Raw genomic sequence first — 13,558 nt, 5'->3', positions numbered from 1 at the left:
TCTCCCCTTCCCCCGGACCCCCATCCCCTCATCCTTCCGAAACTTCTTGGGTGCGCTTCGCGCAAGGTGGGCGGGGTGGGTGTGTGGTTCGGGTTCGGGTGTTCCGGGTATGAAAGACTATTTTGCGAGTTCGCGCAAGAGCGTCAGATTGCGGACGTCGTCCTGGAGGTCCTCCTGCTTGGGGGTCTCCAGGGTCTTGGGGATGTCCTTGAAGCGCGGATCGCGCATGAGGTTGCGGAACCCCTCCACGCCGATCTCGCCCTGGCCGATGTGCTCGTGCCGGTCCTTGCGGGAGCCGAACGCGTTCTTGGTGTCGTTCAGGTGGAAGAATTTCAGGCGGTCGAGACCGATGATCCGATCGAAGGCCTCGAAGGTGGCGGCAAAGGTCTGCGGGGTGCGGATGTCGTATCCGGCGGCGAAGGTGTGGCAGGTGTCGTAGCAGACCCCGAGGCGGTCCGGGTGGGCCGAGGCCTCGATGATGGCCGCCAGTTCCTCGAAGGTGGAGCCGAGGTTGGTGCCCTGCCCGGCGGTGGTTTCGAGCAGGACCAGGCCCTTTTTCGTGCCGGACCGTTCGATGGCCCGGTCCAGGTTGGCCGTGTAGCGGGCGATGCCCGCTTCGACCCCGGCGCCCAGGTGCGAGCCGGGATGGGTGACCAGATACGGGATGGACAGGGTCTCGATGCGCCGCAGTTCCTCGGCAAAGGCCAGGACGGAGCGCTGGAGCAGGTCTTCCTTGTTTGATGCGAGATTGATCAGGTAGGAGTCGTGGGCCGCCACGGGGTAGTCGCCCCACTGCGACCAGGCCGCCGCGAACAGCTCCGCGTCGTATTCGCTCAGCTCCGGGGCCTTCCACTGCCGCTGGTTGCGGGTGAATATCTGCAGGGCCGTGCCCTCCACCCGCATGATCCGCTCAAAGGCCATGTGCAGGCCCCCGGCGATGGACATGTGCGCGCCCAGGAACATGGAACGGGCCTTCCGCCTATTCGGTCCAGCCGCTCAGGGCTTCCACGATCTTCTTGGCCTGGGCCTGGGAGGATATGTTGAACTTGGACTTGGGGCGGTAGGTGCCGTCCACCTTCTGGTAGCGGCGGATGGTGTACTTGTCCGGGCCGTACTCGCCCTTGGCGCGGTTGAGTTCCTGGTAGCGGAACACGATGGTGGTCCAGGCGCCCTTGGAGAGAACGACCTTGTCCAGCTCCTTGACGATGAGCTGGTTGTCTTCGGAATAGTTGATGGTGATTTCGTCCACGGTGGCTGCCATGCTGCACTCCTGATATATGATGTCCGCAGAGCTCCTGCGGCTGGCGCTACCCATACATATGTAGTTGAGGGATGGCAACCCCCGGATTTCGGGCCTTTCCGGCGGTCGGACCGCGTGTCCGGGCCGTTCGCGCACTCTCCGGGCGGCAGCTCCCCCCGCGCGGCCGGTCCGCGCCGCCGGGCGAAACCGGCCATTGTCACCAGGGCGGAATCGCGGTATCCACCTGCCCAGGCCAGAGGGAGCCGAGCCGAGGATACGACGACGAGAATATGCCCAATCACCCCGCAAGACGACCCCCCGAACGAAACGCGGCCCTGTGCCGCCTGTGGATCCTGACAACGGCGCTGATCGCCGTCTGCCTCCTGACGCCGCTCTGCGCCGGACCGGTCCACGCCGAACCCGTGGAGCTGACCGTGGGCGTGGAGCGCATCGACTACCCGCCCTACGGCTCCTTCCGGCAGGGCGACTACGAGGGATACGCCCGCGACCTGCTCGACTCCTTCGCCATCGAATACGGCTACACCATGGTCTACGTGCCCCTGCCCGTGAAACGGCTGTACCAGGAGTTCCTGGAGACCGGCACACTGGACTTGAAGTTCCCGGACTCCCCGGACTGGCAGCAGACCAGACGCAAGGGGCTGCACATCGCCTATTCCGCCCCGGCCTGCTCGTACACGGACGGCATCCTGGTCAGGCCCGAAAACCTGGGCAAGGGCATGGGGGCCATCAGGACCCTGGGCATCCTGGCCGGGTTCAAGCCGTGGCTGCTCAACCCGCCCATCGACCCCAAGACGATCAAGGTATCGGAAAACGCCTCCATCTCGGGGCTGCTGGGCAAGGGGCTCGTGGGCCGTGTGGACGGCGTCTACGCCAACGTGGAAGCGGCCCGGCACCTGCTCTCGGCCATGGGCCGCCCGGACCAGCTGGTCCTCGACCCCGGCCTGCCGCACATGACCGGATACTACCGGCTGTCCACCATCAAGCGCCCCCTGGTCATGCGGGAGTTCGACCGCTTCCTGAAGACCCGGTCAGCGCTGGTGGATTCCCTCAGGCGGAAGCACGGCCTGGACCGCTAGTCCTGCCCTTTTTCGAGGCTTTCGGCCTTGAGCTGGCCGCAGGCCGCCTTGATGTCCGCGCCCATGGAGCGGCGGATGAAGGCGGTCAGGCCGTGATCCCACAACCGTTTCTCGAAGGCCTCGACCTTGTCCCGGTCGGGCGCGCCGTAGGGCATGCCCTCGGTGGCGTTGTAGGCGATGAGGTTGATCTTGCCCTTCCTGCGGTCGATGAGCCGGGCCAGCTGGTCCGCGTGCTCCATGGAGTCGTTGACGTCCTTGAGCAGCAGGTACTCGAAGGTGATCCGCTCGCGCGGGCGCATGGGGTAGGCGGCCAGGGCGGCCATGAGTTCGTCCAGGTGGACCTTGGCGGCCTTGGGCATGATCTTGGCGCGCAGTTCCTGGGTGGGCGCGTGCAGGGAGATGGCGGGCAGGGCGATCTCCAGGTCGCCGAGGATCTTGAGCTTGTCCGGGAAGCCCACGGTGGAGACCATGGACCGCCGCCAGGACAGGGACAGGCCGCGCTCGCACGGCAGGTCGGTCAGGACCCGGATGAGCGTGTCCAGGTTGAGCAGGGGCTCGCCCATGCCCATGAACACCAGGTTCTTGAGCTCGTTCATCCCCCGGTCGGCCAGGTACTGGCGGCCCACCAGGATCTGCCCCATGATCTCGCCGTAGGTCAGGTTGCGCTCGAACCCGAGCTTGCCGGTGTTGCAGAAGGTGCAGGCCATGGCGCAGCCCACCTGGGTGGACAGGCACTGGGAGTAGCGGTCCTGCATGGGGATGAGCACGGTCTCGATGAGCTTGCCGTCGGCCAGCCGGAGCAGCAGCTTGATGGTCCCGTCCCGGCTCTCGGCCACCTTGGCGATCTCCGGCCAGACGATGTGCGCCATGGCGGCCAGCTTCTCGCGCAGGGGCTTGGACAGGTTGGTCATGGACTCCACGTCGCGCACGCGCTTCTGCCACAACCACTGCCAGATCTGTTCGGCCCGGTAGCGGGGTTCCTTCAAATCCTCGGCCACGAAGGCCTCGAGGTCGTTCTTGTTCAGCTCGATGAGATTATGCATGGGCGTTCCTTGCAGGACAGGGGCACACGGTGTCAAGGCCGATGGCGGCCCGGAATTCATGTGCAAAATGCGACCCAGGGTTTGCGGTAAGGTTCACAGTGCGTTATAACACGTCCGTCCGAGAAACACGACAACCCGGAGGAACCTTTAAAATGTACAATAAGTTCAGCAGAATCGTCTGCCTGACCGTGGTCATTTCCCTGCTCGTCCTGAACGTCGCCACCGCCCGGGCCGGGCTCGTCTCCACCGAGGCGTCCATGGCGGCCAGCCGCAATGCGGACAACCGCGCCATGGTCCTGGCCCAGCTCCAGCGCGACGACGTGCGCCAGGTTCTCGAAAGCAAGGGCTTGTCCGTGTCCGAAGTGGAACAGCGCGTCAGCGCCCTGTCCGACGCCGAGATCAACCGCATCGCGGACCGCATGAACGACATGCCCGCGGGCGGCAGCTTCCTCGGCGTGCTGGTCGGGGCGGCGCTCCTGGTCTTCATCATCCTGCTCATCACCGACATGGCGGGAGCCACGGACGTCTTCCCGTTCGTGAAAAAGGTCAAGTAGCCGAAACGACATGCACCGCATCACATCCGGCGGCGGCCGTCTGGCCGCCGCCTGCCTCGCCATGCTCTTCCTGGCCCTGGGATCGGGCTGCGCCCTGTACGGCGGCGTCATGCCGCCCTCGCCCACGGGCGCGGGCCTGACCCGCGTGCACGACGTGCCCTTCTACGCCCAGGAGGAATACCAGTGCGGCCCGGCCGCCCTGGCCATGGCCATGACCTGGAGCGGGCTCCGGGTCGCGCCCGACGACCTGACCGCCGAGGTCTACACCCCGGCCAGCCACGGCAGCATCCAGCCCGACATGATCACCGCCGCCCGCCGCCACGGGCGCATGGCCTACGTCATCCACGGGGCGGACCGGCTGTCCGCCGAGATAGGCGCGGGCAACCCGGTCATCGTCCTGCAGAACCTCGGCCTGTCCTGGTATCCGGTGTGGCACTACGCCGTGGTCACCGGGCTCGACCGCGACACCGGCGAGGTCCTGCTCAACTCCGGCCCCACCCGGTCCAAGCGCACCCCCTGGCGGGTCTTCGAGAACACCTGGGGCCCGGACTTCTGGGGGCTCCTGGTCCTGCCGCCCTCCCGCCTGCCCGCCACGGCGCAGGAGAAGGAGTGGCTGGACGGGGCCGTGGGCCTGGAGCGGGCCAAGCAGTGGGCCGCCGCCGAAGAGGCCTACGCCGTGGCCGCCACCCGCTGGCCGCAGAGCCACGACGCCTGGATCGGCCTGGGCAACGCCCGCTACGCCCTGGGCAACGCCGAAGGCGCGGCCAAGGCCTTCCGCCGGGCCACCGAGGCCAGCCCGGACAGCGGCATCGCCTTCAACAACCTGGCCTTCGTCCTGGACGAACTGGGCCATCACGAGGAGGCCCTGGCCGCCGCGAAAAAGGCCGTGTCCCTCGGCGGCCCGCAGATCGAAACCTTCCGCCAGACCTTGTCCGACATCGAAAAATAGCGGCCCAGCCCCCGCCGCTTCCCTCACGTTCCATCCCCGCACGCCTTTGTTTGTGCCCACATGTATTCATGTGATCTATGGGTGTAAAAGTTTGCGTATATAGAAAGAATTGGCTCAACCAGTTGTATTCCTCTATGTCTCGTAGCGGAATTGGGGGAAGTTTCGTTCTTTTACACAAGGAGGAGGTATGACCAACTTTTTCGCCTCACGGAAAGGGATCATTTCCGTCGGGCTTGTCATCGGCTGTCTGGCCGCGCTGCTGCAATACCTGGGCAATCCGGGGAACATGGGCATCTGCGTGGCCTGTTTCGAACGCGACATCGCCGGGGCCGTGGGGCTCCACCGGGCGGGCGTGGTCCAGTACATGCGCCCCGAGATCATCGGCTTCGTGCTCGGCGCACTGGGCGCAGCCTTCATGGGCAGGGACTTCCGGCCCAGGGCCGGTTCCGCGCCCATCGTCCGCTTCGTGCTCGGCGTGTTCGCCATGATCGGGGCCCTGGTCTTCCTGGGCTGCCCCTGGCGCGCCATCCTCCGCCTGGCCGGCGGCGACCTGAACGCCCTGTTCGGCATCGCCGGGCTGATCGTCGGCATCGGCATCGGTACCGTGTTCTTCCGCCAGGGCTACAACCTGGGCCGCGCCCAGAAGACCTACCCGTCCGTGGGCCTGGTCATGCCCCTGATCATGGCCGGGTTCCTGGCCCTGATGCTCATCTACCCGCAGGTGGCCGACGCGGACAAGTCCGGCGTGCTCTTCTACAGCCTCAAGGGTCCCGGCGCCATGCACGCGCCCCTGTTCATCTCGCTGGCCGTCGGCCTGCTGGTCGGCGTCATGGCCCAGCGCAGCCGGTTCTGCACCATGGGTGCGTTCCGCGACCTGATCCTGTTCAAGCAGGTCCACCTGCTCTCGGGCGTCATCGCCCTGCTGGTCGCCGCCTTCGCGGTGAACCTGATCCTCGGCCAGTTCCACATGGGCTTCGAGGGCCAGCCCGTGGCCCATACCCAGAGCCTGTGGAACTTCATGGGCATGGTCCTGGCGGGCCTGTGCTTCGCCCTGGCCGGAGGCTGCCCGGGCCGCCAGCTGTTCATGGCGGGCGAGGGCGACGGCGACGCCGCCGTGTTCGTGCTCGGCATGATCGTGGGCGCGGCGTTCTCCCACAACTTCGGCCTGGCCAGCTCGCCCAAGGGCGTGGGCCCGCACGGCATCGCTGCGGTCTTCATCGGCCTGGCGGTCTGCCTGTTCATCGGTTTTACCATGCGCAAGAAAGCGGCATAGGAGGACGGCATGAGTGAATTAGTCGACGCGCGGGGCCTGTCCTGCCCCCAGCCGGTACTGGATACCATGGCCAAGATCGCGGCCATGGGCTCGGGCGAGCTCGAGGTCCTGGTGGACACCGAGGCGTCCAAGGAAAACGTGGCCCGCGCCGCCCAGGGCAAGGGCTGGAAGGTGGAATCCATCACCGAGGAGGGCGGCGAATACCGCCTGAAGCTGCTCGGGGGCTAGGCTTGGCCCTGGCAAACCTGTTCAAGAAAAAGGCTTCCGGCCCGCCCGCCCGAACGCGGGCGGACCGGGGCCTGCTCGTGTTCGAGCACACCAGCGAGGTCATCCGGGCCGAGAAGCTCCTCAGGGAGTCCGGCCGGGAGATCCGGGTCATGGGCCCGCCCCCGGAAATCCAGCGCGGATGCGACCTGGTGGTCGAGTTTCCGCTCATGGAGCGGCTCGACATCCTGCGCACCCTGGCTGAGGCCGGAACCGTACCCATCGAGAGCGTGCCCGTGACCGGCCCCCTGCTCGATCCGGTGGACCTCTTCCAGGTCAAGGATTTCGGCGACCACCTCATGGTCCGCGCGGCCAACATGAAGCTGACCGTGGACAAGAAGACCCGGATGATCGTCAACGTGTCCGGCGGCGGCTGCCCGGACGTGCCGTACATCGCGGCCCGGCTCATCGGCCGCACCCTGGACGAGGCCCCGGCCCCCAGGGAGATCGGCCACACCCTGTGCGGCTACGCCCTGGAACTGGCCTACGAGGAGATGCTGCGGTTATGCTCATCGTAGTCGGCACCATACCGGACCCGGCCGTGCCCGTGCTGGACGCGCTGGTGGAGGTGGCGGGCAACGCGCTCACCGTGGGCGGCCGCGCCCTGCCCCCGGACCGGGGCACCCCGGCCCTGCTGGCCGCCGCGGCCATGACCTGCGATTTTCTCGGCGAGAACCCGCCCCACGCCCTGCTGGTCGGCGACGAGGGGCTCGGCAACGGCAGCCGCGCGCTCTACCGCCACCTGGCCGAGGTGCTGCCCTCGCGGCGCTGCACGGTCCTGGCCTTCCACTATCTCCAGCCCGACGTGGACGGGCACAACCGCGCGCTCATGGCCGCCCAGGCCATGGCCGGACCGCCTGCCCTGGTGGCGGACGCCGGGTTCATGTACGCGGCCAAGATGAGCGGGTACGCCGGGGAATACGCCCTGTTCACGCCCGACGCCGGGGAGCTGGCCTTCCTGGCCGACGAGGCCGCGCCGCACCCCTTCTACACGCGCGGCTTCATCCTCCAGGACGAGGACCGGGTGCCCGAACTGATCCGGCGGGCCTACGAGCACGACAACGCGGCCCGCTGCCTGCTAGTCAAGGGACGCGTGGACCGCATCGCGGACCGCTCCGGCATCCTGGCCGAGGTCTCCACCCCGTCCGTCGAGGCCATGGAGGCCATGGGCGGCACGGGCGACACGGTCACGGGCATGGCCTGCGCCCTGATGGCCTCCGGGCTGGCCGCGCACAAGGCCGCGCACGTGGCGGCACAGGCCAACCGGTACGCGGGCGAGGCCGCCCGCCCCACCCCGGCCTCGCAGATCGGCGAGCTGATCCCGCACATCCCGCAGGCCCTGGCCCGGGCCATGGGGGAAATCCTGTGACCAAACGCATCACCCCGGACATGACCCTCCTGGACGTGGTCCACCAGTACCGCGCCACCGAAGCGGTCTTCCGCGCCCGCGACGAACAGGCGGGCGAATGCCTGCTCTGCAAGACCCTGTTCGAGACCGTGGCCGACGCGGCCGCCCGCTACGGCCTGGACCTCGACAAACTCCTGGCCGACCTCGACGCCGCCGCCTCGGAAGCGACGCGCTAAACCAGCCGCCGGGCCTGCCCGGCCCGCCTTGCCCCCTGCAATCGAATGTCATATATTGCCTCGGCAGAGGAGGCCGCCATGGTTTTGGAATACGAATTCCTGGGCAGAGACAAGCTGGTCAAGGGATACACCTACCCCATCAAGCGAGGAGACCTGGACGTGGCGCTGGAACGGGCCGGGGTCACGGACTTGGACTATGTAACCTACGGTTGTCACACGGGAAAAACCGACAGGGAACTCGTACTGAAAGCTTCCATGACAGGCGAAGCGTTTAATCCCGGAAGCTGGATAAAGATGTCGCCGGCCATCGGCGTGTTCGCTGTGCCGGTCACAATGTCGCAACGGATCAAACAACTCCTTGCGGAACAGAATGTTCTGAACGAATTCGCCCGCTGGCTCAAGGTGTTGGAAGGGGCGGAAAACGTTCGCCGGGATCAACGCCAGTATTACTACGTCTATTTCGAAGACGATAGGCTGGAGATCGAGCACACGAAAGTGACGGAAGGGCTGTATTGCCGAGGAGACGACAATGGTTTTGGAATACGAGTACTCCAAGTACAAATTGCCTCAAAAGGACGACCGAGCCTACCCGGTTCGGAAGGCCGAAGTAGACCACGCTCTGTCGGCAGCTGAAGTGAAAGAACTTCAAAGCCTATTCTTCAGCATCGATTACAAGGATAACGAACTTGTCGTGGTTGCGGCCACCTTTTTTGGGGAATCCAGAAGCGGATACTGGAAGCGGCAAAAACCGGAGTTGGGAATTTATGCCGTGCCCAAAGAACTTCTTGCAACTATCAAATCCCTGCTGGACACCCATCAAATATTAACCGGAATCGCACAGTGGATAAAAAGAATCGAATCCGCCTCCAATGTTGTGCGAGACATACCCCGAGCCAGGCTGGTTTACTTCAAGGACGGCGGACTGTTCGTCAAGGATGAAAAAAACAATCAGGTGAAGCTGCCCTAAAGCAGCTTCACCAATTCTAAGTTGTCGGGCTGTACGGATTGAAACCCCTAATCAATTTTTGAAACTGATCATCTGTAAAGGGTGTTATGAAAGGGGTCTTCAACAACTCGCGGTCCATCAATTTAATGGCACCTTTAATCGCGTCCTTCCTCCTCAACAGTTTATTCCTTTCTTTTGCTGATTTGGTTTGTCGGGCTTGTTCCTCAAGCTTGTTGAGTTCATCTTTAGCTGCATCTTTAAAACGATTGCGGTCCCCGTCGAATCGCTTTTTCAAATCCTCAACAATCGGATCAGCGGAAACCAATTTCCCCTTTCCATGCTGCCCCTTGGACTGCACCATGCCGCCGAGGGCTCCAGCGGTGGCGGCCGCGTCGTGGGCCTCTTCGGACTTGCCGCTCGGGGAGCCCGGCGTCCGGCCCGCTTCGGGACCGGCCAGGTCGGGCGAGGGGGTGGAGCCGGACCGGGGCTGCGCCTTGGCCTCGGCCTCGCGCCGGGCCTCATATTCCCAGAATCCGTCGGCCCCCTGGTTCAGGGTGCTCCTGCCCTTGGGTTTGGGCCTGGCCGAAGCCGGGGCCGGAGCCGGGGGCGGACCAGCGGCCTTGCCGGTGCCCGCGCCCGCGCCATCGGGACCGGCGGGCTTGTCCCGCTTGCCGTAGTCGTGGTTCAGGGAAACCCGCTTGCCCTCGTCGCGGGGGTTCCAGTCCACGGGCTTGTCCACGGTCCACCAGTCCAGGGAACGCTTGTTGCCGTGGTATTTCCGGTTCAGGTTGCCTTCCCTGCGCACCGGCTCCATGACGCCGTCGGCGTATTCGATCCACTTGCGCCGGGGCTGGCCGGTGAACCTGTCCGTGTCGATGCGGGTGAATGTGTCGGTATCCACTAATTTATTCATATTCTTATCCTTCGATTACGGGCCGGAGGCTTTCGCCCCCGGCCCTCCAGGGGGGGTATGACCAAGAAGGACCGGCGGTCCCTCGCACCATCTTGCAGACTGTTCAAAAGGGGTTGGATGTTATCCGAAGCAACGACGCAGACAGCCCCTTTTCAACAGTCTTAAATGCGGCTGCCCGGCACGTAGTCGCCGGGGTAGAGCAGCTCGAAGCCCTGGTTGACTTTTTTCACGAACGAATCCTCGCGCTTGGTCGGGTCCTTGTAGCGCGGGTCCTGCATCATCTCGCGCAGCCGCTCGATGGTCAGGTCCTCGCCCCAGCCGCGGGCCGAGCCGCGCAGGCCGCTCTCCAGGACCAGGGGCGCGATCTTGGCGAAGGCGCTGATGACCGCAGCCCGGTTGCCCGCGCCGGTGTCGTCCAGGGCGGCCAGCAGCTCCTCGCCGCCCACGGCCTCGGCCGCGCGCAGGGCCGAATCGAGCAGGGACGGGGTGTCGCCCCGGTGCACGGAACGCAGGGACTCCAGCTCGGATTCCCTGAGCTTGCCCGCCTCGGCCTGCATGGCGTGGTGGGTGTCCAAAACCTGGGGCAGGAACCACTGGTACAACCCGGCCACCTGCTTGGGGGTCAACCCCAGCTCAAAGGCCTTTTCGCGCAGGCCGCCGACCAGGTCCTCGCGCAGGGCAAACCCTTCGGGCAGCTCCATGTCCGGCAGTTCGTAGCCGTCCGCTTTCTCGGGCCTGCCCAGGGCGGCATAGAATGCGGCCAGGTCCTCGGGCGAATCCTGGTCGCCGGGCACGCGGACGAACCCCTCCGGGGTCTTGCCGAGCATGCGCTGGGCATGGACCAACGCCTTCACGGCCTCGTCCTTGGTGGCGTACTTGCTGAGCGCCGGGTGGTCGCGCAGGGGGATCTCGGTCTCGGCGCCGTCCTCGCCCACGTGGCGGACGGTCCATTCCTCGGGCAGGGTCATCCGCCAGTTCTTCTGCTTCTCGTTCTTGTCGGTCATCGGTTGTTCTCCTTTTCGATGAAGTTGTCGGGTTCAAGCATCTGCTTCACGTGCAGGACCAGGGACCTGCGGCCCTCGTTGAATTCGGTCCGGCCCCGGTCCGTGGAATAGGTCGGCCGCATGAAACAGCCGCGCCGCTCCAGGTCGGCCATGACCGTGCGCCCGTCGGCGGACTCGAAGAGCCGCCTGTAGGCCCGGTGCAGTTCCAGCGGGCTGGTCTCAGGCATGGCGGGCCTCCTCGTATGCGCCGGGGTCGGCCTGTGCCGAGTCGGGCTGTGTGGAATCGGGTTGTGTGGAGTCGGGCGCGGCATCGCCCCCGGCCTGGGCCCCGAGCATGTTGGTTAGCATCCCCCACAGCTCGGTCAGGGCGCTGGGCCGGTCCGTATAGGCCTCGGACAGGGTCTTGGCGATGGCCGCCACGTTGGCCACGGTGGACGCGGTCTGCTGCGTGCTGGCGGCCCGCTGCTTCTGCTCCCTGCCCTGCGCCACGCGCTCCTCGGACTTGAGGTAGTCCGACGGGGTGTTGAACAGCTCGGTCACGTGCCGGGCCACCCGGTCGGTGTCGAAGTTGTCCATGATCCCGAAGGCGTCCTGGCCGCCCACCAGGGGCGACAGGTATTCCATGACCTGGGCCAGCCCCTGGGCCTCGTACTGCTTCTGGGCGCGGGACACGGGCGAGGTGTAGCGCACCTCCAGAGCGTCCGGGGAAAGCCCCTCCGGGAACGGCGGCAGCGCCCCGCCGCGCAGCATGATGCGGAAGACCCGCCGGACCAGCGGGCCGAGGAACTCGGTCTGCAAGCGGCCCAGCACCGGGCCGAGCACGCGCATCTTCTCGGCCTGGCGGATGACCGCCTCGGTGGCCGTGACCGCCGGGCCCTCCGGGGCCAATTGATCACCGAGGAATATCCGCCGGATGGACTCCCGGCGGCCGTTCATCATCTCCTCGGCCGCGCGCAGGTCCACATTCACGGGCAACGGTTCGATGCGGTCCGAGGACCCGGCCCGGTAATAGGACAGCCCGCCCGGACCGGACCGGACCGGACCGAGAAAGCCGTCGTCCGGGACCATCAGCGGCGGGTCGGACATCTTCTCCGCGGCCATGAGCGCGGTCCGGGCCATGGCGTTGAGCACGCGCACGTCGGACAGCGCGGTCTGCCCCGGCCCCCGGCCGTAGGTCTCGCCCGCGGCCTTGGCCCAGCGCGGGACCATGTACGGCATCTCCAGGTAGCCGCTCTCCTCCAGCACGTGGCTGTTCTTGACCTCCAGGTATACGCTGGCGAACGGGAAGTGCGCCGAGCCGAAGCCCGCCGGGTCGCGGTCCATGCGCGGAAAGACCGCGTGCAGGACCTCCACCGGCTCCTCGGGCCGGTCCTCGCCCTTGCGTTGCGTCTCGTCCGAGCAGGCCGCGCCCCACTCCTGGATGGCCTGGCGGGCCGTGACCTCGTACTTGCGGTACACGGTGTCCACCCGGCCGCGCGCGGACTCGGCCACGAACACCTCGCCCAGCGGCCGGGACGAGAACCGGACCATGGTGGTCGGGTCCGCCTCCACGTACATGACCGCCGTGCCGAGCAGGGCCGCGTCCAGATACAGTTCGTGCACGTGCGCCTGGAACCCGGTGTCCTCGCTGTTGAACACCGCCACCATGCGCTCGCGGGCCTCCTGCAGGAACGCGCGGACCTCGTCCCCGTCGCCCACGGCCCGGTCCTTCACCGAGATGTCGAACCAGGGCAGCGAGGGGTTGGTCAACAACCCGCCCAGCGACGAGGCCAGCAATTCCAGCGCGTGCAGCGGCGTGGAATCGAAGATGCGCTCGTCGCCCGCCCGGCCGCGCCCGAGGGTGTGCCCCCCGAGCCCCCCGAAGCTGTTCTTGCGGGGCAGCATGTATTCCGTCAGCTCCTGCCACGAGCCCACCCACGGGCGGCGGGCCTCCTCCAATCCGGAGAAGCGCGTCAGCAGGGAACGGGCCAGTTCGGTTCTGTCCATACTACTCCCCCAACTTGGTCTTCAACGTCTTGCCGGACACCTCCGGAGGGGCCACCAGCGACGTCGCGCCACGGGAGAGCAGACTCTCCGCCTTGCGCTTGCTCTCGACCTCGCGCGCCTCCAGGACCTTGTCCCGGTCCCTGCGGCGCTCCTCGGCCTCCTGCCGCGCCTGCTCGCGCTCGCGGGCCTCGCGCTCCTCCTTCAGACCGCCGTCGCCACGGTCTCCCGCGCCCAACATGCCGGTCAATCCGCCAAAAATGCTTCCGATCAAACTTTCAGATCCTCCCATGAGTGAATCCTCCTGTTAAAGTGTTTGGAGGAAGCATAGACCCGCTTTTCCCGGCACCCCCGAAATGTCGGCGAATGTATGGAAAAAACGCTTGAGAGGTATAAAAAATCAACTTGACAGGGTGTCGGATGTGGGGCGCGCGAAGGAGACGAAAGGAATGCCTCCGGCGGCCCCTTCGGGGAGACCAGGGCGCTGCCCTGGACCCGGCAGGGAGCAAGGCCCCCTGCACCCCCATGTTCGCTTCGCTCAAGGGCGTGCGGCGGTGGAAGGCTGCGACGGGACGCCTTCCGCCCGAAATCGCAGGTTTTTCTTTTAAGAAAGGAGGCTCCGGTAAAAAAGGGCTCTTCGCCGCCGTTCGAAAACGCCGCAAAACCCATTTCCCGAGTTCCACCTGCCCCGCCAGCGGCGTTGGCTAC

General features: G+C 66.0%; 19 protein-coding genes. 11 read left to right on the top strand and 8 right to left on the bottom strand.

The window, feature by feature from the left end; translation table 11 throughout:
* Positions 1-117: 117 nt before the first annotated feature.
* Together AB6M95_RS18185 and AB6M95_RS18180 are read right to left on the bottom strand one after the other, a co-directional pair.
* Positions 118-963: a deoxyribonuclease IV gene (locus AB6M95_RS18185; protein WP_371388167.1), complete on the bottom strand. Its 846-nt coding sequence runs from the start codon at positions 961-963 to the stop codon at positions 118-120.
* Between the two features lie 16 nt (positions 964-979).
* Positions 980-1,261: a hypothetical protein gene (locus AB6M95_RS18180; RefSeq protein WP_319582614.1), complete on the bottom strand. Its 282-nt coding sequence runs from the start codon at positions 1,259-1,261 to the stop codon at positions 980-982.
* Between the two features lie 269 nt (positions 1,262-1,530).
* On the opposite strand from AB6M95_RS18180, the gene AB6M95_RS18175 reads away from it, so the two are divergent.
* Positions 1,531-2,337 carry a substrate-binding periplasmic protein gene (locus AB6M95_RS18175; RefSeq protein WP_371388166.1) on the top strand — a complete coding sequence of 269 codons (807 nt, stop codon included), beginning with the start codon at positions 1,531-1,533 and terminating at the stop codon, positions 2,335-2,337.
* Here the strand turns inward: AB6M95_RS18175 and rlmN are convergent.
* Positions 2,334-3,380, bottom strand: coding sequence for a dual-specificity RNA methyltransferase RlmN (gene rlmN / locus AB6M95_RS18170; protein WP_371388165.1), 1,047 nt, complete (start codon positions 3,378-3,380; stop codon positions 2,334-2,336). The two genes, AB6M95_RS18175 and rlmN, sit on opposite strands and share 4 nt — an antisense overlap.
* Positions 3,381-3,532: 152 nt before the next feature.
* Between rlmN and AB6M95_RS18165 the strand changes: the two genes are divergently transcribed.
* From AB6M95_RS18165 to AB6M95_RS18125, 9 genes are all read left to right on the top strand, one after another.
* Entirely contained in the window at positions 3,533-3,934 is a 402-nt protein-coding gene (locus tag AB6M95_RS18165; protein ID WP_371388164.1) for a PA2779 family protein, read from the top strand.
* 10 nt (positions 3,935-3,944) lie between these two features.
* The gene (locus AB6M95_RS18160) at positions 3,945-4,883 is read left to right on the top strand and encodes a PA2778 family cysteine peptidase (protein WP_371388163.1); all 939 of its coding nucleotides are present in this window, start codon (positions 3,945-3,947) and stop codon (positions 4,881-4,883) included.
* Positions 4,884-5,070: 187 nt separating this feature from the next.
* Positions 5,071-6,156 (top strand): YedE family putative selenium transporter, encoded by a 1,086-nt coding sequence (gene yedE, locus AB6M95_RS18155; protein WP_371388162.1) that lies wholly within the window; start codon positions 5,071-5,073, stop codon positions 6,154-6,156.
* Positions 6,157-6,165: 9 nt separating this feature from the next.
* Entirely contained in the window at positions 6,166-6,384 is a 219-nt protein-coding gene (locus AB6M95_RS18150) for a sulfurtransferase TusA family protein (RefSeq protein WP_338668907.1), read from the top strand.
* Positions 6,385-6,386: 2 nt separating this feature from the next.
* Positions 6,387-6,938 carry a putative Se/S carrier protein gene (locus AB6M95_RS18145; protein WP_371388161.1) on the top strand — a complete coding sequence of 184 codons (552 nt, stop codon included), beginning with the start codon at positions 6,387-6,389 and terminating at the stop codon, positions 6,936-6,938.
* Entirely contained in the window at positions 6,926-7,789 is an 864-nt protein-coding gene (locus AB6M95_RS18140) for an NAD(P)H-hydrate dehydratase (RefSeq protein WP_371388160.1), read from the top strand. Before AB6M95_RS18145 ends, AB6M95_RS18140 begins: the two co-directional genes overlap by 13 nt.
* Positions 7,786-8,004, top strand: a complete 219-nt coding sequence (locus AB6M95_RS18135; RefSeq protein ID WP_371388159.1) for a hypothetical protein — start codon at positions 7,786-7,788, stop codon at positions 8,002-8,004. The genes AB6M95_RS18140 and AB6M95_RS18135 overlap by 4 nt, the downstream gene beginning before the upstream one ends.
* 78 nt (positions 8,005-8,082) lie before the next feature.
* Positions 8,083-8,637 (top strand): hypothetical protein, encoded by a 555-nt coding sequence (locus tag AB6M95_RS18130; RefSeq protein WP_371388158.1) that lies wholly within the window; start codon positions 8,083-8,085, stop codon positions 8,635-8,637.
* On the top strand, positions 8,534-8,971 hold the full coding sequence (locus AB6M95_RS18125) for a hypothetical protein (RefSeq protein WP_371388157.1): 438 nt from the start codon (positions 8,534-8,536) through the stop codon (positions 8,969-8,971). The genes AB6M95_RS18130 and AB6M95_RS18125 overlap by 104 nt, the downstream gene beginning before the upstream one ends.
* A gap of 16 nt (positions 8,972-8,987) precedes the next feature.
* Here the strand turns inward: AB6M95_RS18125 and AB6M95_RS18120 are convergent, their stop codons facing one another.
* From AB6M95_RS18120 to AB6M95_RS18100, 5 genes are all read right to left on the bottom strand, one after another.
* A complete protein-coding gene (locus tag AB6M95_RS18120) occupies positions 8,988-9,863 on the bottom strand; it encodes a hypothetical protein (protein ID WP_371388156.1) in 876 nt (291 codons plus the stop codon).
* A gap of 161 nt (positions 9,864-10,024) precedes the next feature.
* Entirely contained in the window at positions 10,025-10,867 is an 843-nt protein-coding gene (locus AB6M95_RS18115; RefSeq protein ID WP_371388155.1) for a hypothetical protein, read from the bottom strand.
* Complete coding sequence (locus AB6M95_RS18110; protein ID WP_371388154.1) at positions 10,864-11,094, bottom strand: Bbp19 family protein; 231 nt, start codon at positions 11,092-11,094, stop codon at positions 10,864-10,866. The genes AB6M95_RS18115 and AB6M95_RS18110 overlap by 4 nt, the downstream gene beginning before the upstream one ends.
* Positions 11,087-12,853: a portal protein gene (locus AB6M95_RS18105; protein WP_371388153.1), complete on the bottom strand. Its 1,767-nt coding sequence runs from the start codon at positions 12,851-12,853 to the stop codon at positions 11,087-11,089. Before AB6M95_RS18105 ends, AB6M95_RS18110 begins: the two co-directional genes overlap by 8 nt.
* A gap of 1 nt (position 12,854) precedes the next feature.
* Complete coding sequence (locus AB6M95_RS18100) at positions 12,855-13,091, bottom strand: hypothetical protein (RefSeq protein WP_371388152.1); 237 nt, start codon at positions 13,089-13,091, stop codon at positions 12,855-12,857.
* 284 nt (positions 13,092-13,375) lie between these two features.
* Here AB6M95_RS18100 and AB6M95_RS18095 point away from each other — a divergent pair.
* Positions 13,376-13,558, top strand: a 183-nt coding sequence (locus AB6M95_RS18095) for a hypothetical protein (RefSeq protein WP_371388151.1), incomplete at its 3' end; no start/stop codon positions are given.

The organism is Pseudodesulfovibrio karagichevae (assembly GCF_041414475.1).
Taxonomy (GTDB): domain Bacteria; phylum Desulfobacterota; class Desulfovibrionia; order Desulfovibrionales; family Desulfovibrionaceae; genus Pseudodesulfovibrio; species Pseudodesulfovibrio karagichevae.
This window is presented reverse-complemented; position numbering and strand designations above follow the sequence as displayed.